Origin of the sequence: Streptomyces sp. NBC_01264 (assembly GCF_026340675.1) — a bacterium.
Lineage (GTDB): Bacteria > Actinomycetota > Actinomycetes > Streptomycetales > Streptomycetaceae > Streptomyces.
Genome location: NZ_JAPEOX010000001.1, coordinates 3649440 through 3670192 on the forward strand (window position 1 = coordinate 3649440; position 20753 = coordinate 3670192).

Below are 20753 nucleotides of genomic sequence, written 5' to 3' on the forward strand. Positions count from 1 at the left end.
CGTACCGGAGGTGCCCCGTCCGGATCCTTCGGCGGCGGTGCTGGAGAACCCGGAGGTCCCGGAGCGCAAGCGGTTCTGCTCGCGCTCCGACTGCGGAGCGCCCGTGGGGCGCGCCCGCGGCGAGCGGCCGGGGCGGACGGAAGGTTTCTGTACCAAGTGCGGCCACCCGTACTCCTTCGTGCCCAAGCTGCGCGGGGGCGACCTCGTCCACGGCCAGTACGAGGTCGCGGGCTGCCTCGCGCACGGCGGGCTGGGCTGGGTCTACCTCGCGGTGGACCGGGCCGTGTCGGACCGGTGGGTGGTGCTCAAGGGCCTGCTGGACACCGGGGACCAGGACGCGATGGCGGCCGCGATCTCGGAGCGGCGCTTCCTCGCGGAGATCGAGCACTCCAACATCGTGCGGATCTACAACTTCGTGGAGCACCTGGACCAGCGGACCGGTTCGCTGGACGGGTACATCGTCATGGAGTACGTGGGCGGCAAATCGCTCAAGGAGATCGCCAACGAGCGGCGCAGGCCCGACGGCCGCCGCGATCCGCTGCCGGTGGAACAGGCGTGCGCCTACGGCATCGAGGCGCTGGAGGCGCTCGGCCACCTGCACTCCAGGAACCTCCTGTACTGCGACTTCAAGGTGGACAACGCCATCCAGCAGGCCGACCAGCTGAAGCTGATCGACATGGGCGCGGTCCGGCGGATGGACGACGAGGAGTCGGCCATCTACGGCACCGTGGGCTACCAGGCGCCGGAAGTGGCGGAGCTCGGCCCGTCGGTCGCCTCCGACCTGTACACGGTGGCGCGCACGCTGGCCGTGCTGACCTTCGACTTCCAGGGCTACACGAACGTGTTCGTGGACTCCCTGCCGGACCCTCAGCACATCGAGGTGTTCGGGCGGTACGAGTCCTTCTACCGGCTGCTGGTACGGGCCACCGACCCGGATCCGGGACGGCGGTTCGCGTCCGCGCAGGAGATGGCGGACCAGCTGACGGGAGTGCTGCGCGAGGTCGTCGCGCTCCAGACGGGCCGCCCGAGGCCGCAGGTCTCCACGCTCTTCGGGCCGGAGCTGCGGGTTCCGGACGACCGGCTGTTCACCGACGACCGGTCGGGCGGGCACGTGTCCCGGCTGGGCGAGCGGCCCGCGAAGCGGTGGCGGGCGGGCCGGGGCCGGGCTCCGGCCGAAGTCCCCGGACCGGCGCCGGATCCGGTTCCGGCGCTCACCGCCGCCGCGTCCGCGGGGGCTCCCGCCGCTCCGTCGGCCGCGCCGATCACGGGGTACGGCACCACCGGGCTGGTCACCACGGCGACCCACCGGGCCGCCGGCCCCGGCGTGCCGGCCCCGCGCCGGGCACCGGCGGCCGCGCCGCCGCCGCCCGTCGGGATCACCGCCTCGCGGCGGCCGGAGCTGTCCACGCTGGACACCCGCGAGGCCGCGCTGGCGCTGCCCGTGCCGCTGGTCGACGCCGGGGACCCCAACGCAGGCTTCCTGGCGGGTCTGCTGGCCTCCGCGCCGGCCGACCTGCTGGCCGCGCTGGGTTCGGCGCCGGCCGAATCCGCGGAGCTGCGGCTGCGGGAGCTGCGGGCCCGGCTCGAACTGGGCGGCGCCGACGCGCCGCTCGTCGCCGACGCGCTGACCCGGCTGGAGGCACGGCACCCCGACGACTGGCGCGTGGTGTGGGCCCGGGGCATCTCCTCGCTGGCCGTCGGGGAGGACGAGACGGCGGCGCTGTCCTTCGACGCCGTCTACGACGCCTTCCCGGGCGAGCCGGCGCCGAAGCTGGCGCTGGGGCTGTGCGCGGAGGTGCTGGGGCAGTTGGACAACGCCGCCGAGTACTACCGCCTGGTGTGGGCCACGGACCCCGGCTTCGTCGGCGCGGCGTTCGGGCTGGCCCGGGTGCAGCTGGCCACCGGGGACCGGGACGGAGCCGTGCGCACGCTGGAGTCCGTACCGGAGGTGTCGATCCACCACACCGCCGCGCGGGTGGCCGCCGTACGGGCACGCCTGCGCGACCGGTCGCCCCAGGAAGCCCTGCTGCCCGATCTGACGGCGGCCGCGGCGCAGGTGGAGGCCCTGGGACGGTTCGGCCTGGACTCGGTGCGCCACGAGCGGCTCAGGGCGGAAGTTCTGGGCTCGGCGCTGGACTGGGTACTGTCGGGCAGCCGGGGTTCCGACCCCGGCCGTACCTCGCTGCTCGGCTGCCAACTGGACGAGCGGGGACTGCGCTTCGGCCTGGAGCGCTCGTTCCGCGTGCTGGCACGGCTGGCGCAGCGGGGCGAGGAGAGGATCGAACTGGTGGAGCGGGCAAACCGTTTCCGTCCCCGGACGTGGGTGTGATTGATGTCGATGCATCGGCTGTCGGGCTGCCCCAGCTGCGCGGAACCGCTGGAGGAGGGTGACCGTTTCTGCGGGCTCTGCGGCTACGCCCTCACGACCCCGGACCGGACGGCGGCGCACACACCGCCGGCCGCTCCCACGAGCGCGGCGTACGCGGCCCCGGTCGCCCCGGCCGGGGCGGCTCCGGCGGCACCGGCGCCCCCGGTCCCGGCGGCGCCAGCCCCGCCCGCGCCGCCCGCCCCGGAGCCGGCCGGCTCCGCTCACGCGGGCGCCACCGGTCAGGCCACCCCGCCGGCCGGGATCCCGGCCACGCGCGGGCTCCCGTCGTCCGGCGAGGACTTCGCGCCCCGGCACTCCGGCGGCCACCCCGAACCGGCGGCCCCCGGGTACGCCGGCGAGGCCGCGCCCGGCTGGGGCAGCGTCTCCACCGCCGCCCCCACCCTGGTGTCGGGCCCCACCGGCTGGTCCGACGCCGGGCACGGCACGCCCCGGACCTCCGAGAGCCCGTACGCCACGCCCCCTCAGGGCCCGCACCCCGCGGAAGCCACCTCCTACGGCGCGGGCGCGCAGGGCGCGGGTCCCACGGGCGCGGCCTCTTACGGCAGGGCCGACGGTTCCGACGCGTACGGCACCCCGGGCCCCGGAGAGCACGCCCTCCCCTACGAAGCCACCCCCTACGACCCCGCCCCGCAGGGACAGCACCCCGGCGGCCCGGCCCCGTACGGCGGCCCCCCGTCGCCGGAGTACGCCCCCGGCGGCGAAGCCCCGTACGGCGGCCCCGCTCCGCAGGGGCAGCACGGCGGCGAGACCCCGTACGGCGGCCCGACCGGCGGGCACGGCGCCGGCCACGGCCCCCAGGAGCCGGGCCCGGGGCACGAAGCCCCGTACGGCGGTCCCGCCGAGCAGGGCCACGCCCCCGGCGGCGAGGTCCCGTACGTCAGTGATCCCTCAGGTCAGGGCCCCGCCCCGCAGGGGGACCCCGGGGGGAAGACCTGTGTGGCCTGCCGCGCCGGGCGGGTGGACACCGACGGGTACTGCGAACACTGCGGGCACGCGCAGCCCCGGGAGCGGGACCACCTCGAGGAGGAGCTCGGGAGCGTCGCCGCCGTCAGCGACCGCGGGCTGCGCCACCACCGCAACGAGGACTCCTTCGCCGTCGCGGCCACCGCGCTGCCGGACGGCTCCGCCGCCACCGTGGCCATCGTCTGCGACGGCGTCTCCTCCGCCAGCCGCCCCGACGAGGCCTCCGCGGCCGCCGCCGGAGCCGCCAACGAGGCGCTGCTCGACGCCCTCCCCCGCGGCGCCCACCCCCAGGAGGCCATGCACGAGGCGATCCTGGCCGCCGCCGCCGCGGTGAACGCCCTCGCACCCGAGGTGCCGAGCGCCCAGAACGCCCCCGCCTGCACCCTGGTCGGCGCCGTGGTCAGCGGTGGCCTGCTGACCATCGGCTGGGTCGGCGACAGCCGCGCGTACTGGGTCCCCGACGACCGCGCCGCCCTGCCCCGTCGCCTGACCGAGGACGATTCCTGGGCCGCCCAGATGGTCGCGGCGGGCCTGATGGGCGAGGCCGAGGCCTACGCCGACGTCCGCGCACACGCCATCACCGGCTGGCTCGGGGCCGACGCGTACGACCTGGAGCCGCACACCGCCACCTTCAAGCCCGACCACGACGGCGTGGTCGTGGTCTGCACCGACGGGCTGTGGAACTACGCCGAGTCCGCGGGCGACATGGCCCGGGTCCTGCCGCAGGACGCCGCCGTCCGGCCCCTGCACAGCGCGCAGGTCCTGGTGGGCCACGCCCTCGACGGTGGCGGGCACGACAACGTGACCGTGGCCATCGTCCCCTTCGCGGCGACCCCGCCGGTGGCGCAGCACCCGTCGGCGCCGCAGGCCCCGCCGATGCCGCCGACCCCGCCCACGAGCCCCGCGGGCCCCGCCGGCCCGCAGGCCCAGGCCTGATCCCCGTCCCCCAGGAGGAGCGACCGATGGCGAACTTCGCCAAGCCGAGCGCCCCGCGCTTCAGCGTGGAGGTGTACCAGAACGAGTTCCTCGCCGAGGGCGCCCGCGACGTCCACGCCATCGTCACGGTCACCTCCACCGGCGGAGCCACGGCCACCCGGACGTCCGTCGCCCCGGGCGGCGCCGCCGTGGTGATCATGGTGGACTGCTCCGGTTCCATGGAGTACCCGCCCGACAAGATGCGCGGGGCCCGCGAAGCGACGGCCGCCGCCGTCGACACCCTCCGCGACGGCACCGCCTTCGCCGTGATCGCCGGCACCCACGTGGCCAAGGAGGTCTTCCCCCGCCGGGGCCTCCTCGCCGTCGCGGACGCGACCACCCGCGCCCAGGCCAAGGAGGCCCTGCGCGGCCTCTCCTCCGGCGGCGGCACCGCCATCGGCACCTGGCTGCGGCTGGCCGACGGACTGCTGCGCGGATCCACCGCGGCGATCCGCCACGGGATCCTGCTCACCGACGGCCGCAACGAGCACGAGGACCCGGCCGTGCTGCGCGCCACGCTCGACGCCTGCGCGGGCCGTTTCACCTGTGACGCCCGCGGCGTGGGGACCGACTGGGAGGTCAAGGAGGTCACCGGCATCGCGAACGCGCTGCTCGGCACGGCCGACATCGTGGCCGACCCGGCCCGGCTGAGCGCCGACTTCACGCACATGATGGAGGAGGTCATGGGCAAGGAAGTGGCGGACGTCTCGCTGCGCCTGTGGACCCCGGTCGGCACGGAGGTCATGTACGTCAAGCAGGTCGCCCCCGCCGTGCAGGACCTGACCGGCCGCCGTACGGAGGCGTCCCCGCGCGCCGGGGACTACCCGACGGGTTCCTGGGGCGACGAGTCCCGCGAGTACCACGTGTGCGTACGGGTCCCGGGCGCGGCCGTCGGCCAGGAGATGCTGGCCGCCCGCGCCGCCCTCGTCATGCCGGGAGCCCCCGGCGAGGACCCGGCCGTGCTCGCCCAGGGCCTGGTCAGGGCCGTCTGGACGGACGATCTCGCCGCGTCCACCGCCATCAACCCCCAGGTGGCCCACTACACCGGCCAGGCCGAGCTCGCACAGGCCATCCAGCAGGGCCTGGAGGCCCGCAAACTGGGGGACGTCGGTGGTGCCACGGCCAAGCTCGGCCGGGCCGTGCAGCTGGCGAGTTCCTCGGGCAACGCCGACACCGCCAAGCTGCTGGCCAAGGTGGTGGATGTCGTCGATGCGGCGGCGGGTACTGTGCGACTGAAGGCAAAGGTCGCCGACGCGGACGAGATGACACTAGAAACGCGTTCCACTCAAACCGTTCGAGTGCGAAAATCTTGACGTGAAGCGTGACGCTCTGATCGTGACCTGATCAGACGCGAAGAAGAAGAACCTGCCTCTATGACGCAGGAAGAAGGAGGAAGCGCCGCGATGCCGACCTGCCCGAACGGGCACCAGTCCGCCTCCGACGACTGGTGCGAGGTCTGCGGCCACCGCATGGCTGCCCCTACGGGCACCCCCGCGGCGCCCTCCTACGGCTACGGCTTCCCTCCCACCGGCGAGCCGACCGCCCAGGCCGAGCTCTGCCCGCAGTGCCGGACCCCGCGCGAGGCCATGGCCCCGTTCTGCGAGGAGTGCCGGTACAACTTCCTGACCCGTACGGCGACCTCGTACACCCCGGTCTCCCCGGACCTGCCCCCGCCGCCGCCGCCGTCCCCGGGCCCGCCCGCGGCACCGCCGGCGTACTCGCAGGACCACTTCGACTACCAGGGCTCGCGGCCCTCCCGGGTCAACCGCCCGGCCGAGCCGCTGCAGCGCGAGGACGACTGGATGCTGCCGCCCCCGGCGCGCCAGGACTTCCAGCAGCCCCCGTACCAGCAGCAGCCGCCGCCCCCGCAGCAGCACCAGCAGCCGGGCCAGGGCCAGCAGCAGGGGCACCAGCCTCCGCCGCCGTACCAGCAGCAGCCGTCCCGGACCGGGCAGTACCAGCCGCCGCAGCCGCCGCAGCACCAGCAGCACCACCAGCAGCAGGCGCCGCAGGCGCACCCGCCCTACCAGCAGCAGCCCTACCAGCAGCCGGGCAGGTCCTGGAGCGCGACCATCGGCCCGGACCGCTCGTACTTCATGGCGATGATGCACCGCAGCGGCCCCGAGGCGGCCGGGCTGGACCTGCCCGCGTACTCCCCCGAGCAGCACCTCCCGCTCTCCGGTGGCCAGATCACCATCGGCCGGCGCCGCGCCTCGACGGGCGAGTCCCCCGACATCGACCTGTCGGTGCCCCCGGAGGACCCGGGCGTCTCGCACCAGCACGCGGTGCTCGTCCAGCAGCCCGACGGCAGCTGGGCCGTGGTGGACCAGAACTCCACCAACGGCACCACGATCAACGGCGGCGAGGAGTCGATCCAGCCGTACGTGCCGGTTCCGCTCGCCGACGGGGACCGCGTCCACGTCGGTGCCTGGACCACGATCACCGTCCGGCGCGGCTGAGCCCGCGCGGCCACCGGTCCCGAACGCGGCGAAGCCCTCCGGTATCACCGGAGGGCTTCGCCGTTTGACGGATCCTCAACCGCCGACCAGCGGGTCCCCGGCCCCGCGCCGGCGCCGCACGCTCACCACCGCGGCGGCGGCCAGCAGCAGGACGAACAGACCGGCCAGGGCGAGCGGGAGCAGCGTCCCGGGGTGGAGGGCGAGGAACAGGACCGGCAGGCCCGCGAGCAGCACAGCGGGCGCGGTGCGCAGCCCGGCGAACGCCCGGCGTCCGGCCAGCAGCAGGCCGGCGGCCAGCGTGACGGCGAAGCGCAGCTGGGTGAAGGGGTACACCAGCGGGACCAGCACCACCGCACTCGTCAGCACCAGCGTCCACGCCATCACCGCGAGCACGCCGGCCCGGGTGCGGACACGGGGAGCGGGCCTCAGGTCCGGCGGGCACGCCACGGCCACCAGGGCCAGGACGAGCATGGGCCCGTCGGTGAGCGCCGAGAACCCGATGGAGCCGATGCCCATCCGGACCGCGCCGAGCGCGAACACCACGACGGTTCCCGCCAGCACGGTCCAGCTGCCCGCCGCCCAGCGTCCGGCCAGCGCGAGGAACACTCCGAACACCATGACGAGGTAGGCCGCGACCATCCCCGCGAAGCCCGGACCGATCTCGTCCAAGTCCGCGATGAAGAAGACGTTGCGCATCACTCCGGCCCAGCTCGACGCGGCGGCCCCGACGGCGACCAGGGCGAACGGTGCCAGCGCCGCCAGGAGCCGGCCGGGGCGTCCCGCGGAGCCCAGGCCCAGCCGCATGCGCAGGGCGTGTCCGGCCACATCCGCGCCCTCCCGCACCCGGGCGGGGACCGCCGCTCCGCGCGTCGCCTCGTGGTACGCGTCGGCGATCTCGTCGCCGAACTCCCGCCGGTAGGCGGCGGGATACAGCCTCAGCAGCGCGCTCACGTGCCCACCGCCGTGCGTCCGAGGCGCAGGGCCGTGCCGAGGGAGGCCGCGGACCCGCCGAGCCCCAGCCGCCGGGTGGCCTCCTGCGCGGTGCGTGCGAGCCGGGCCGCCTCGGCGGCCAGGGTCTCCCGGCCGCGCGGGGCGAGCGTGTAGCTGCGCCGTCTGCGGCCGTCGACCACCTCTTCCTCGTGGACGGCGATCAGTTCTTGTTCGAGGAGCCGCTCCAGGGCCCCGTAGAGCGTTCCGGTGCGCATCTTGGTGCGGCCTTCCGAAATCTTCTCGACCTCCTGGGCGATCGCGTATCCGTGCCGCGGGGCATCGGCGATCGCCGTGAGGATCAGCAGGGTCGGCTCACGGAGAGCTTGATCAGTCACACCCCGACCATAGCTCGGTGGCCGACATATGTCGATGACCGACCTATGGGTCCCCCGCCGTCTCCCCCGCCACCTGCCCCACCGCCTCCCCCAGGGGCCACACGTAGGGTCCCTGCGGATCGTCGAGCCAGCACCACTGCCCCGCGGCGCCCACCGTCACCCCGAAGCGCTCGCGCGCCGGCCGGTCCTCGCGCCGCCACAGGTCCAGCGCCTCCCTCGGGTGCAGGGCGCCCGAGGTGAGCACGAGCATGAACTGGACGCGCTCGTTCTCCACCAGCTCGTACGGGAGCCCCTGCGGCATCCCGTACGTGCCCGGCGGCGCGGCCGTGGACCCGCGCAGGGGCACGAAGTAGGCCGAGGTGTGCAGGAAGCGGCCCTCGGCGAACGCGGCGTCCCGCACCGTGAGCGCGATCAGCCCGGTCGACAGCGGGGCCAGGATCCGCGCCCCGGGCCGGCACTGCCCCAGCCAGGCGGGCGGGATCAGCGGGATCGTGCAGGTCACCAGGATCCGGTCGAAGGGAGCGCGGGCGGGGCAGCCGCGCGCCCCGTCGCCCGTGACGACGGCCGGGTGGTAGCCGAGCCGGTCCAGGTGCCCGCGCGCCGACTCGGTGATCTCCTCGTCCAGGTCGACGGTGGTGACCAGCTCGTCGCCGAGCCGGTGGCACAGCAGGGCCGCGTTGTAGCCGGTGCCCGCGCCGATCTCCAGCACGCTGTCCCCGTCGCGCACCTCCAGGGCCTCCAGCATCTTCGCCATCAGCGAGGGCTGGCTGCTGGAGGAGACCAGTTCGCCGTCGCGCAGCCGGGTGGCGAGCGGGGCGTCGGTGTAGACCCCGCGCAGCCAGCGGGCCCGCTGTTCGGGGTCGGGGTCCTCGGCCCAGAGCCGCTCGTGGCCGGCGCCGCGGCCGGTGTAGAAGTACGGGACGAACACGTGCCGGGGCACGGCGGTGAAGGCCGCCCGCCAGCGCGGATCCTCCAGCGCCCCGGCGGCGGTCAGCTCCCGTACCTGGGCGGCGTGCGCGGTCTCCCGGACGTCGCGTACCTCGGCGTGTGCGCCCATGTCTCCACTGTCCTGCGGACACCGCCCGGGTGCGACCGCGCCGCGGCCGTGCGGAGCACGGGTCCTCCTCCACGGGGAGGTCCTAGGACCGGGGTCCTCCGTCCGGGCGTCTGAGACGATGGTCGGGTGAATGAGATTCCGCGGGGCACGGTCCAGGAGCAGACCTTCTACGAACTGGTGGGCGGCGAGGACACCTTCCGCCGTCTGGTCCACCGCTTCTACCAGGGGGTCGCCGAGGACCCGCTGCTGCGCCCGATGTACCCGGAGGGGGACCTCGGTCCGGCCGAGGAGCGGTTCGCGCTGTTCCTGATGCAGTACTGGGGGGGCCCGAACACCTACAGCGAGAACCGCGGCCACCCGCGCCTGCGCATGCGGCACGCGCCGTTCCAGGTGGACGCCGCCGCGCACGACGCGTGGCTGGCCCACATGCGGGTGGCGGTGGACGAGCTCGCCCTCGCGCCGGAGCACGAGGCGCAGCTGTGGCGGTACCTGACGTACGCCGCCGCGTCGATGATCAACACCGCGGGCTAGGGCGTCCGGGATCCCGTACCTGTTCCCGTACGGGTCCCCGTACGGGGCGGCCGGCTAGACCGGCCGGACGAGCAGGGTGCCCAGGCCGCCGGGGCGGCGCGTGGCCACGGACCCGTACGGGGTGCGCAGTCGCAGCCAGCCGCCGGAGGCGAACAGCGCCACCGGTTCGGTGGCTCCGGCCGCGGTGGGGGCGGCGGGCACGGTCGACCGTACCGGCCGCAGGAAGCCCAGGGACTGCGCGGCGTGCACGGCGCGCAGCGGAAGTTCGGTGTCCCCCAGCGTGCGGGACCAGATCTCGCGGCCGATGCGGTCGCGCTCGGAGCGGGTCCGGTGCTGCGGGGGCAGGGCCTCGTCGCGGGCCCGGAACTCGGCGACGGCGACCGCAAGGGCCCGGGCCATCGCCTCGGGGCCGGGCAGACCGGCCACCGGGGTCCAGCCGCCGCGGGGCGGCAGCACGCCCGCCCAGGGCGGTCCGGTGACGGCCGCGGGGACGGCGGCTCCGGCCCGCTCGCCCTCGTCGACCGACTCCAGCAGCTCCCCGGCCGAGACGGTCAGGTCGAGCGGAGCGGACAGCGGAGCGGCGAGCCGCACCGTGCGGACGGCCAGCACGTCGAAGGACGGCGGCCGCCCGAAAACGGCGAGCGCGCCACCGCCGGCCTGCGCCTGCAGGCGGACGGCGGCGGCGCGGTCGTAGTGCACCAGCCGGCCCAGGAAGGCGGCGAGGTCCGCCGCCTCCCCGGAGTCGGCGAAGTGCAGCTGCTCGTTCATGCCGCGATGCCCCCGGCAGGGGCGCCGGTCTTCGGCTGTGCCTTCGGCTCGTCCAGGTACTCCTGGAGGAAGAGCTTCTCCTCGGCCGTGATGCGGCGGGGCCGCCCCTCGGCGAGGTTGTAGGGCACGACCACGGTCTCGGCGCGCACGTACACCGTCTCGGGCGCGTCCGCGGTCGCCTCGTCCTTGACCTCGTAGCGGATGGTCAGGGACGCGGCGCCTATCCGGGTCACCCAGGACTCGATGAGGACCGGCTCGTGGCGGTGCACGAGGGGCAGCTTGTAGTCGATCTCGTGCCGGGCCACGACGGAACCGCCCGTGAAGGACTCACTGCCCTCCCCCGGCGCGAGGCGGAACATGAAGTCGATCCGCGCCTCCTCCAGATAGCGGAGGAAGACGACGTTGTTGACGTGCCCGAAGGCATCCATGTCCGCCCAGCGGAGGGGGCATCGGTAGCGGTGTCTGGCCATGGCCCGTTTCCTCGGCCCTCAGCCTCGGGTGAGCTTCTTGTAGGTGGCACGGTGCGGACGGGTCGCGTCCGCGCCGAGCCGCTCGATCTTGTTCTTCTCGTACGACTCGAAGTTGCCCTCGAACCAGTACCACTTGGAGTCGCCCTCGTAGGCCAGGATGTGCGTGGCCACTCGGTCCAGGAACCAGCGGTCGTGGGAGATGACCACGGCCGCACCCGGGAACTCCAGGAGCGCGTTCTCGAGCGAGGACAGGGTCTCGACGTCGAGGTCGTTGGTGGGCTCGTCGAGGAGCAGCAGGTTGCCGCCCTCCTTGAGCGTCAGCGCCAGGTTCAGGCGGTTGCGCTCACCACCGGAGAGGATGCCGGCGGCCTTCTGCTGGTCCGGACCCTTGAAGCCGAAGGCGCTGACGTACGCGCGCGACGGCATCTCGACCTGGCCGACGTTGATGTAGTCCAGCTCGTCCGACACGACGGCCCACAGGGACTTCTTGGGGTCGATGTTGGCGCGGCTCTGGTCGACGTACGAGATCTTGACGGTCTCGCCGATCTTGACGGAACCGGAGTCCGGCGCCTCCAGACCCAGGAGCATCTTGAAGAGCGTGGTCTTGCCGGCGCCGTTCGGGCCGATGATGCCGACGATGCCGTTGCGCGGCAGCGTGAAGGACAGGTCGTCGACCAGGACCTTGTCGCCGAACGCCTTGTTGAGGTTGTTGACCTCGACCACGATCGAGCCCAGACGCGGGCCCGGCGGGATCTGGATCTCCTCGAAGTCCAGCTTCCGCATCTTGTCCGCCTCGGCGGCCATCTCCTCGTAGCGGGCGAGGCGGGCCTTGGACTTGGTCTGACGCCCCTTGGCGTTCGACCGCACCCACTCGAGCTCTTCCTTGAGGCGCTTCTGGCGCTTCTCGTCCTTGCGGCCCTCGACCTTGAGACGGGTGGCCTTCTTCTCCAGGTAGGTGGAGTAGTTGCCCTCGTACGGGTGGGCGCGGCCGCGGTCGAGCTCGAGGATCCACTCGGCGACGTTGTTCAGGAAGTAACGGTCGTGGGTGACGGCCACGACGGCACCCTTGTACTGCGAAAGGTGCTGCTCCAGCCAGTTCACCGACTCGGCGTCGAGGTGGTTGGTGGGCTCGTCGAGGAGGAGCAGGTCCGGGGCCTCGATCAGCAGCTTGCAGAGCGCGACGCGGCGCTTCTCGCCACCGGAGAGGTTGGTGACGGGCCAGTCGCCGGGCGGGCAGCCCAGGGCGTCCATGGCCTGCTCCAGTTGGGCGTCGAGGTCCCAGGCGTTGGCGTGGTCCAGGACTTCCTGGAGCTTGCCCATCTCGTCCAGCAGCGCGTCGGTGTAGTCGGTCGCCATTTCCTCGGCGACCTCGTTGAAGCGCTTCAGCTTGGCCATGACGTCGGCCGCGCCGTCCTGGACGTTCTCCAGGACCGTCTTGGACTCGTCGAGCTTGGGCTCCTGCATGAGGATGCCGACGGTGAAGCCGGGCGAGAGGTAGGCCTCGCCGTTGGACGGCTGCTCCAGCCCCGCCATGATCTTGAGGACGGTGGACTTACCGGCGCCGTTGGGGCCGACCACACCGATCTTCGCGCCGGGCAGGAAATTCAGGGTGACGTCATCAAGAATCACCTTGTCGCCGTGCGCCTTGCGCGTCTTGCGCATGGTGTAGATGAACTCAGCCAAGAGAAACCGTCCGGCAGATCGATGGGTGGGCAGATACACCCCATCTTGCCTGAGGTCCACCCCCGGGGGGAAACCCGTATGGACCCGGGGCCCTGACCTGGGCCCGCCCGCGTGCTGTGCCCATGTGTAGGAGGCCGCCGTTCCGTCGGGCCGGTGGTTCGACATTCCCCGCTCGTGGACCGGGCAGCGGCCCGACCGGGATGGCCGAAAGGGTCGCCCGGCCTTGTGTCGCACGGCAGGATGACGCCGACGAGGGGGTGGCCGGGGGGCTGCGTCCGAGGTGGGGGGACATATGGACAGCGGGCTGATCGCGCTCGGGGCCGCGGTGGTCGGCGTGGCCGGGACCTTGCTGGCGACGGTGCTTTCGCAGCGGATGGTGGCGCGGGTGCAGGCGGCGCAGTTCGAGCGGGAGCAGCGGGTGGCGCAGCTCGGGTGGGCTCGGGAACAGCAGCTGGCGGAGCTCGACCGCAGGCGGGAGTGCTATGCGGCGACGAACGCCGCGTACCGGCGGTACCGGATCGCGCTCATGTCCTTCCTCTGGGTCGTCCACAACGCGCCGGCCGATCCGGCGGAGCGGCCGACGCCCGCGCGGGCGGCGCTGGAGGAGGCACGGGGCGGCCATCACGCCGCCTTCGCGGAGGCGCAGATGATCGCCTCCGCCGCCGTCCTCGCGGAGCTGGACTCGATGACCCGGGGCATGGCGGGGGCCTACGCCCGCACCATGCGGCTGGCCGAGGGCGCTCCCGGGCCGAACTGCTCCTTCGAGGAGATCCATGCCGAGCTGCTCAGCCTCACGGAGCGCTCGGACGTCATGCGCGGCACCATGCGGGCGGACCTCGGCATGGCCTGAGCGCGGGCTGGGCCGGGCGGGCCCCTGGGAGGGACGGGTCAGCGGGGGCGGTAGACCGTGAGGGCGTCCGGGAGGTCGTCCAGGACCAGGGCCTTGGGGGCTTGGGCGTACTCGCCGTCGTAGGCGAGCGGGGTGCCCTCGGGGATGTCGCTGAGGCGCAGGCTGCGCAGGCGGGTGGCGACGTGGACCGGGGAGCGGGTCAGCGGGCCCGCGAAGGCGGCGGCGAGCAGCCGGGGGCCGGGGCGGCCGCCGCCGTGGACCAGGCGTACGTCGAGCAGGCCCTCGCCGAGGCTCTTGCGGGTGCGGGGCGCCGGGCCCGTGCCCTGGTAGGTGCCGTTGCCCGCGAAGAGCAGCCAGACGCTGCGCGGCTTCCCGGCGAGCTTGAGCCGTACGGGGCGCTCCGCGCGCAGCACCCGGTACGCCGCCAGGAGTGCGGCGGGGCCGCCGCCGATCCGGGGGGCCCAGCGGAGCCGGTGGCCGAGCAGCTCCGGGTAGGCCCCGATGCTGAAGTTGTTGAGGAAGTACCCGGCCCTGGTGTCCTCGGGGTCCGGGCCGGGGCCCGGGGTGAAGCGGCCGACGCCGATGAGGACGGCGTGCCCGGCCGCCACGGCGCGGCAGGTGTCCTCGACCCCCGCGAGGCCGAGGTCGAGCGCGAAGTGGTTGAGCGTGCCGCCGGGGAACACCGCCAGGGGAACCCCGGCGCGCAGCGCGGCGGTGGCGGCGGCGTTTATGGTGCCGTCGCCGCCGCACACGCCGAGGACGGTGGCCCGCTCGGCGGCCGAGGCCAGTTCCGCGGCGAGTTCCGGCCCCTCGCACTCGACGAGCTCGGCCTTCGGCAGCCGCTCGCGCAGCAGTACGTCGAGTCCCGTCGTGGCGGCGGTGCCCGACCCGGCGTTGACCACCACGGTGAGCCCGGCCCCGTCGGGCAGCGCGGGTGCTCCCGCGGCAGCCCGCTCGTCGCCCGGCGTGATCCGGGCCTCCACGGCGTCCTGCGTGAGGCGGCGCACGACGAGTCCGGCCGCCACTCCGAGCGCGGCGCCCGCCAGCACGTCCGAGGGGTAGTGGACGCCGGTGTACACGCGGGAGAAGGCGACGGAGGCGGCGACCGGGACCAGCGCGGCGCCCCAGAGCGGGGACTCCAGCGCCACGCCGGCGGTGAAGGCGAACGCGGACGCGGCGTGCCCCGAGGGGAAGGAGGTGGTCCGCGGCTGCGTGGTGAGCTGCCGCGCGGCGGGTACCCCGTCCAGCACCGGGCGCGGCCGGCGTACGGACCATTTGCCGACGGTGTTGATGGTCGCGGAGGCCAGCGCCAGCGAGGCGACCCCGCGCACGGCCGCCTTGCGGGCCCCGGTCGAGCCCAGGACGGCGATCCCGGCGGCGGCCCCGCCCCACAGCAGGCCGTGGTTCGCGGCCCGGCCGAGCCGCGGCAGCACCCGGTCGGCCCCGGGCCAGTGCCGCCGGGCCACGACGTCGAAGAGCCACCGGTCCCCTCGTGCGACCGCGCCCCGCCACGTCAGTTCTTGATCAGCCATTTCCTGCCTCTACCCGAACCACCGGATCCGAACCAGCCCCCGGTGCTACTCCGGGTCCGTCGCCCGCTCCGGGCCGGGGCCGTCCTCCAGGGGCCGCTTGCGCAGCAGGAGGACGACCACGCCGCCCAGGACGACCAGGCCGACGGCCAGGGAGGCGATCACCGGGGTGGCCGCCGAACTGCCGCTGGCGGCCAGTCGCACCCCGGAGGTGTCCGGCTCCGGCGCCGGGGCGGAGGCCGACAGCGCGCCCAGCGCCGTCATCGCCCCGCCCGAGGCCGCGTCGTCCGCCGACTGCGGGGCGGGGAGCTGTGCCCACGTGGCCGCCACCGTGGCCACGGTGGCGGACTGGCTGGAGCCGGCCACGATCTGGACCTGCGCCGGGACCCCGCTGGTGAAGACCCTGCCGACCGGCACGCGCGTGGACCCGCGCAGGGTGACCTCGGCGCTGCCGTCGGGCGTCCCCTCCGGCACCTCGAAGTACAGCTTCCCCCCGTTGACCGCGGAGGTGACCGGCAGCCCTTGGGCGTCCACCACGCGCACCCCCATGGCCACGGCCGCCGGGTCCGGGGTCACGCTCACGCTCTGCGCACCCGTACGCACGGTGACCGGTCCGATCCGGGTGCCCAGGGGCCCCGACACCTCGCCGGGATCCACCGCGAGCGACGCCGGCGGTTCGGGCAGCCTGCGCGCCGCCCGCTGGAGGTAGTCGGCCAGCTTCTCCGCCTGCGGGTCGACGGCCTCCACCGATACGCCCTCGGCCAGCCGCCAGATCGCCACCTGGGTCCCGGCCGCCGCGCTCTCCGCGGTGAGCACCGTCGTTCCGGCCGCCTTGGCGAGGCCCGCGAGATCGTTCAGCTGGGGGTAGGAGTGCTCCAGCACCCAGCGGATCCGGCCCGCCTCGCCGTTCCCGGCGAGCGGCGTGCCGTTCCATCCGATCTCCGTGAACCGCGCCTGGGGCTGCGCGTCGCCCGCGACGCCGACCCCGTAGGTCTGGAGCATGCCGCCGCCGTCGACCCGCATCTCGTACAGCCCGGCCGGGATCCGGCGCACGGTTCCGTCCGGGCCGCGCAGGACGGCCTGTCCGTAGGTCTTCAGCCCGTCCAGGACGGCGCTCGCTCCCTCCGGCGTCCTGGGTGCGGCCGGACCGGTGTCAGCGGCCGCCACCGCACCCGGTGCCCCGGCCAGCGCGGCGGCGAGCAGGGCCATCGCGACGGGCCGCCGCACGGCGCCCCGTATGGCCGCGGCGACCGTGGTGCGCGGAGCCGGTGCGGCGCCGGCCCGCCCGGCAGCGGGAACCGGAACACCGCCCGGAGGGCGGACAGGAGCGACGCCGGCGGCGGCAGGAGTGGAGGGAGCGGGAACGGCAATCGACACAGTCTTCCCCTTCGGGCCGAAGGCCCAGGTGCCCGTGAGTACCGGGGAATCCTAGCCTCCTCGAACACTCAGACCACCGCCGCCTTCTGAGTGGTCATCAGCGGTACGTCCGTCCTGACGACCCGCCGGAAGGCCGCCGTGCCGCGGTTGAGGTCGTGCCCGATGGCGGTCGCGTCGATGTTGGCCGAGAACCACCGGTTGCCCTCCCCGTCGGGCGGGTCCTCCCGCACCCGCAGCCTTCCGTGCACCACGAGCGGTTCACCGACGGATACCGACCCGGCCAGGTTCACCGCGAGTCCGCGCCGGGCCCACACCGTGTAGAAGCTCGTGGGCGCGTCCGCCCAGGCCTCCTTCTTCCGGTCGTAGTACCGCGGGGTGACGGCGAAGCGGAACCGGGCCGCCGGACCGCCCGCCGTGTCCTTGTAGTCGATCTGCGTGGCCACGTAACCCACCAGCGTCACCTGGGTGTCGTTCATCCCGGCCGCCCTTCCGGGGTCCGGCGGCGCGCTCGACCACGCGCCGCCCCGACCCGCGTTCCCTACCCGTCCGGCCCATCCGCACGGGGTGGGACCATGCTGGCCCGGGCGGCCGGAACCCGTCGGCGCCTGTGGACTACTGGCGGCTTGTGGACAACTTCGCCACCGTCGCGTACTGCTCGCGCACTTCCCGGTAGCGCAGCAGCTCCGCCGCCACCGGCTCCAGCACCCGGGCCCGGCCGCAGCCGGCCGCCGCCTGGCGCAGCCGCCGCTCCGCGTCCTGCCCGTAGCGCCGCGCCGGACCGCGGGCCCCGATCGAGCAGGCCCACTCCACGAGGGGTCCGCCGATGATGCCGGCCACCATCAGCAGGACCGGCGGCATCAGGCTCGGTGCCAGGAATCCGGCGATCTGCCCGGCCAGCCACAGCCCGCCGTAGATCTGGAGCAGGGTCATGGCCGCCTGCGCCAGCACCGCCGCCGGCCACCACGAGGGCCGCGGCGGGCGGGCGCTGGGCATCGCGACCGCCGGCCCGAGGGTCACCGCGATCTCGTCCAGCGCCTGGGGGAGCCCTTCGGCACCGCGGACCGCGGTCTCCCGTACGGCCTGGGCCCAGGGGTCGGGCAGGCCGATGACCGCCTCGTCGGCGACGGTCCGTACGGCCTGTTCCACCCGCTGGCGGGCCGTCACCTCTTCCTCGACCGGCTGTTCGGGGGCCGTCTGGGAACGCCCCATGGCCGCCAGGACGGCGAGGCCCGACAGCGAGCGCGGGGCGCGCCGGCTCTCGTACCACCGCCACAGGCGCAGCCACGGGGTGCCGCAGGCCTTGCCGGCGTTGCGCCGCCAGGCCCGCTCGGCGGCGAGCCCGGCCGCGTACGCCCCGACCGCCTCGGCGAGCCGGTCCTCGAACTCGGCGCGCGCGGTCTCCCCGATCTCCGGCCCGGCGTGGCCGTCGGCCACGTAGAGCGGCCGCAGGCGGGCCGCGGCCCTGTCCACGTCGGCGCAGATGCGGCGGGTCGCGGCGCCCTTCTCCTGGGTGAACTGTCCGAGCATCTCGCGCAGTTCCCCGACGCCCTCACCCGTAAGGGCGGAAAGCCCGATGACGGTGGCTCCGGGCTCGCCGTGTTCACCGAGCGCGATCCCGTCGTCGTCGAGGAGTCTGCGCAGGTCGTCCAGGACGAGGTCGGCGGATTCCCCGGGCAGCCGGTCCACCTGGTTCAGCACGACGAAGGTCACCTCGGCGTGCCCGGCCAGCGGGCGCAGGTAGCGCTCGTGCAGGACGGCGTCCGCGTACTTCTCCGGATCCACCACCCACACCACCGCGTCGACCAGCGCCAGTACCCGGTCCACGTGGTCGCGGTGGGCTCCGACCGCCGAGTCCAGATCGGGCAGGTCGACGAGGACCATGCCGCGCAGCGCCTCGGCCTCCGAGGTCTCGCGGGGGCGGCGGCGCAGCCGTCCGGGGATCTCGAGGCGGTCCAGCAGTCCCGCGGCCCCGTCGGACCAGCTGCACGCGATGGGCGCGGCGGTCGTCGGCCTGCGCAGCCCGGTCTCGGAGATCTGCACTCCGGCGAGTGAGTTGAAGAGCGTGGACTTGCCGCTTCCGGTGGCTCCGGCGATGGCGACGACGGTGTGCTGCGCCGACAGCCCGCGGCGCGCGGCCGCCTCGTCGAGGACGCGTCCGGCTTCGGCGAGGGTCTTCCCGTCGAGGATCCGGGTCCGGGACAGCCCGATGAGCTGGCGCAGTGCGTCGAGTCGGACGCGCAGGGCCTGCGCCTCGGGGCTGAGCGGGGGCGCGGGGGCCTTGCCACCGTCGCTTCCGGCGCCGGAAACCGCTCGTACGAGTGCTTCGTCGCCCTCCGCGTCACCGCTCGCGGGCCAGTCGTCCTCGCCGGCCCGGGGGCGTGAGCGGGCGATCAGTCCGTCGTCCCAGCGGTCGTCGGTGCGGTCGGTCAGGGCGGTCACCGCGTCACCTCTCCTTCTGCAGTAGGGACAGCGCGGCGATCAGCTCGGCCTGGGGTTCGGGACTGACTTCGAGCGCTTCGATCGGGGCGAGGCGGCGGTCGCGTTCGGCGCGCAGCACCTGGTCGAGGTGCTCCGCGACGAGCTCGCCGCCCCGGTCGCGCAGGCGTACGGCGGCCTGTACTCCGATCCGCTCGGCGAGCTTCTCCCCGGCCGGCCGGGCCCGCTTGCCGCCGAGGAGGGCCGCGACGAGCAGGGCGGCGACCCCGTCAGGGTCGGGCGCGGGCTGCTTGTCGAGCCGCGCGACCTCTTCCTCGGCGAGTTCCTCCAGCACGCGCCGCCAGCGGCGTACGGCCATGCCGATACGTTCCGCCGCCTCCCGGTCGGGGGCGGGCAGGGACACGGCGCCGGCGGCGGGCTCGCGGCGCCAGGCATCTACGATCCGTTCGTCGGCGGCGGCCACGGCGCACTGGAGCAGCGCCGCGAGGGATTCCGCGAGGGAGTCGAGCAGTTCGTCGGCGCTGGTGTCGAGCGGGTAGCCGCGCCAGCGGGTCAGCGCGTCCCCGGCGAGTACGGCGCCCCGGTCGAGGCGGCCCCGGACCCGCTTGCCCTCCCTCTTGTAGGCGTCCTCGACGGCGAAGGTCAGCCGTACGGCGGCGGCGTGCTGGGCCGCGACGGCCGAGGCGAGCTCCGGCATCCGGCGCCCGAGGGAGTCGAGCGCGCCGAGGGCGGTGCGCCCGACGGCGTACTGGCGGGCGGCCGGGTCCTGCGCGTGGTGCGCGAGCCAGGCGAACAGCGGGGCCACGGCGCTGGCGGGCAGCAGCCCGCCCCCGCCGGCCGATTCGGGCAGCTCGGGAACCGTGAACCGGGGCACCTCGCCCAGCCCGGCCCGCGTGAGCAGAGCCCCGTACTGCCGGGAGACCTCGGTGAGCACCTGGTGCGGGACCCGGTCGAGGACGGTGACGAGGGTGGCCTTGTACTGCTTGGCGGTGCGCAGGAGGTGCCAGGGCACGGCGTCGGCGTACCGCGAGGCGGTGGTGACCATCACCCAGACGTCCGCGGCGCAGATGAGCTGGGCCGCGAGCGTCCGGTTGTCGACCACGAGGGAGTCGATGTCGGGGGCGTCGAGGATGGCCAGGCCGCGGGGCAGGGTGGAGACGGTCTCGATCCGCACCTCGCGGGTGGTGGCCGGGTACCCGTGCCCGTACTTGTCACCCGGTCGGCGGGGGGTCCGCCGGGCGGACGCGGGGGTGTCCTCGTCGTCCTGGGGTGCCCAGACCCGCATCAGATCGGGCAGCACCCGCACCCCGGCGAACCAGTGGTGGTCATCCGGATGGCAGACGAGGACGGGGGTGCGCGTCGTGGGCCGGAGTACCCCGGCTTCACTCACCTGGCGCCCCACGAGGGAGTTGACGAGGGTGGACTTACCGGCTCCGGTGGACCCGCCGACGACGGCGAGCAGCGGCGCCTCCGGCGCCTTCAGCCGGGGTACGAGATAGTCGTCGAGCTGCGCGAGCAGCTCCGCTCTGGTCTGGCGGGCGCGGGGGGCGCCGGGCAGGGGCAGCGGCAGACGCACGGACGCGACCCGGTCGCGCAGGGCGGACAGGGCATCGAGCAGCTGAGGCCGAACATCCAAGGTCACCACATGCGAAGAATGCCCAATTTAGGAGCATTTTTGAAGCTTATACGTCCTCTGCGCGCCGAGCGCTACTCCAGCGGCACATCCCGGACACAGCGGACGAGTGGGGCGCAGGCATAACGAGTGCACAACACCCAGGGCGCCACGGCGCAAAAGCGATGCGAGAATCGCACCTGCCTGCGATTATCGGGACCGCTTCACCGAACCTCCACATCGTGGCACGCGAGTGAAGCAACCGGGACAAGGCAACCGGAGCCCTATCCTTGACCCGGCACGGACCACAGCCCCACCCCCACCCAGGG

Annotated in this window: 17 protein-coding genes; 6 read left to right on the forward strand and 11 right to left on the reverse strand. The window is 74.3% G+C overall.

Annotated features, from left to right (window positions below; all coding sequences use genetic code 11):
• The first annotated feature begins 10 nt into the window (after positions 1 to 10).
• The 4 genes from OG435_RS16865 to OG435_RS16880 are packed head-to-tail and all read left to right on the forward strand — an operon-like array spanning position 11 to position 6786.
• Positions 11 to 2329, forward strand: coding sequence for a tetratricopeptide repeat protein (locus OG435_RS16865; protein WP_430625639.1), 2319 nt, complete (start codon positions 11 to 13; stop codon positions 2327 to 2329).
• 3 nt (positions 2330 to 2332) lie between these two features.
• Positions 2333 to 4288, forward strand: coding sequence for a protein phosphatase 2C domain-containing protein (locus OG435_RS16870; RefSeq protein ID WP_266877665.1), 1956 nt, complete (start codon positions 2333 to 2335; stop codon positions 4286 to 4288).
• 26 nt (positions 4289 to 4314) lie between these two features.
• The gene (locus OG435_RS16875) at positions 4315 to 5640 is read left to right on the forward strand and encodes a vWA domain-containing protein (RefSeq protein ID WP_266877667.1); all 1326 of its coding nucleotides are present in this window, start codon (positions 4315 to 4317) and stop codon (positions 5638 to 5640) included.
• Positions 5641 to 5700: 60 nt separating this feature from the next.
• A complete protein-coding gene (locus OG435_RS16880) occupies positions 5701 to 6786 on the forward strand; it encodes an FHA domain-containing protein (protein WP_430625640.1) in 1086 nt (361 codons plus the stop codon).
• A gap of 75 nt (positions 6787 to 6861) precedes the next feature.
• On the opposite strand, the gene OG435_RS16885 is transcribed toward OG435_RS16880, so the two are convergent.
• Genes OG435_RS16885 through OG435_RS16895 form a run of 3 tightly spaced genes read right to left on the reverse strand, consistent with a single transcriptional unit; the run spans position 6862 to position 9168 of the window.
• Positions 6862 to 7737: a hypothetical protein gene (locus OG435_RS16885; protein ID WP_266877668.1), complete on the reverse strand. Its 876-nt coding sequence runs from the start codon at positions 7735 to 7737 to the stop codon at positions 6862 to 6864.
• Complete coding sequence (locus OG435_RS16890; protein WP_266877669.1) at positions 7734 to 8111, reverse strand: PadR family transcriptional regulator; 378 nt, start codon at positions 8109 to 8111, stop codon at positions 7734 to 7736. Before OG435_RS16890 ends, OG435_RS16885 begins: the two co-directional genes overlap by 4 nt.
• Positions 8112 to 8154: 43 nt before the next feature.
• Positions 8155 to 9168: a methyltransferase domain-containing protein gene (locus OG435_RS16895; RefSeq protein WP_266877670.1), complete on the reverse strand. Its 1014-nt coding sequence runs from the start codon at positions 9166 to 9168 to the stop codon at positions 8155 to 8157.
• A gap of 126 nt (positions 9169 to 9294) precedes the next feature.
• Between OG435_RS16895 and OG435_RS16900 the strand changes: the two genes are divergently transcribed.
• Positions 9295 to 9699, forward strand: a complete 405-nt coding sequence (locus tag OG435_RS16900) for a globin (RefSeq protein ID WP_243334938.1) — start codon at positions 9295 to 9297, stop codon at positions 9697 to 9699.
• Between the two features lie 54 nt (positions 9700 to 9753).
• Here OG435_RS16900 and OG435_RS16905 read toward each other — a convergent pair whose 3' ends face one another.
• Genes OG435_RS16905 through ettA form a run of 3 tightly spaced genes read right to left on the reverse strand, consistent with a single transcriptional unit; the run spans position 9754 to position 12620 of the window.
• A complete protein-coding gene (locus tag OG435_RS16905) occupies positions 9754 to 10467 on the reverse strand; it encodes a hypothetical protein (protein WP_266877671.1) in 714 nt (237 codons plus the stop codon).
• Positions 10464 to 10937, reverse strand: a complete 474-nt coding sequence (locus OG435_RS16910) for an acyl-CoA thioesterase (protein ID WP_266877672.1) — start codon at positions 10935 to 10937, stop codon at positions 10464 to 10466. The genes OG435_RS16905 and OG435_RS16910 overlap by 4 nt, the downstream gene beginning before the upstream one ends.
• An 18-nt stretch (positions 10938 to 10955) precedes the next feature.
• Complete coding sequence (gene ettA, locus OG435_RS16915; protein ID WP_266877673.1) at positions 10956 to 12620, reverse strand: energy-dependent translational throttle protein EttA; 1665 nt, start codon at positions 12618 to 12620, stop codon at positions 10956 to 10958.
• A gap of 292 nt (positions 12621 to 12912) precedes the next feature.
• Between ettA and OG435_RS16920 the strand changes: the two genes are divergently transcribed.
• Positions 12913 to 13470 (forward strand): hypothetical protein, encoded by a 558-nt coding sequence (locus OG435_RS16920; protein WP_266877674.1) that lies wholly within the window; start codon positions 12913 to 12915, stop codon positions 13468 to 13470.
• 38 nt (positions 13471 to 13508) lie between these two features.
• Here the strand turns inward: OG435_RS16920 and OG435_RS16925 are convergent, their stop codons facing one another.
• The 5 genes from OG435_RS16925 to OG435_RS16945 all read right to left on the reverse strand — a co-directional run bounded on the left by OG435_RS16925 (position 13509) and on the right by OG435_RS16945 (position 20448).
• On the reverse strand, positions 13509 to 15002 hold the full coding sequence (locus tag OG435_RS16925) for a bifunctional phosphatase PAP2/diacylglycerol kinase family protein (protein ID WP_266877675.1): 1494 nt from the start codon (positions 15000 to 15002) through the stop codon (positions 13509 to 13511).
• 45 nt (positions 15003 to 15047) lie between these two features.
• Positions 15048 to 16376, reverse strand: a complete 1329-nt coding sequence (locus OG435_RS16930) for a thioester domain-containing protein (protein ID WP_323187837.1) — start codon at positions 16374 to 16376, stop codon at positions 15048 to 15050.
• Between the two features lie 68 nt (positions 16377 to 16444).
• Positions 16445 to 16852, reverse strand: coding sequence for a single-stranded DNA-binding protein (locus OG435_RS16935; protein WP_266877676.1), 408 nt, complete (start codon positions 16850 to 16852; stop codon positions 16445 to 16447).
• Positions 16853 to 16988: 136 nt separating this feature from the next.
• A complete protein-coding gene (locus OG435_RS16940; protein ID WP_266877677.1) occupies positions 16989 to 18815 on the reverse strand; it encodes a GTPase in 1827 nt (608 codons plus the stop codon).
• A gap of 4 nt (positions 18816 to 18819) precedes the next feature.
• Positions 18820 to 20448, reverse strand: coding sequence for a dynamin family protein (locus OG435_RS16945; RefSeq protein WP_266877678.1), 1629 nt, complete (start codon positions 20446 to 20448; stop codon positions 18820 to 18822).
• Between the last annotated feature and the right edge of the window lie 305 nt (positions 20449 to 20753).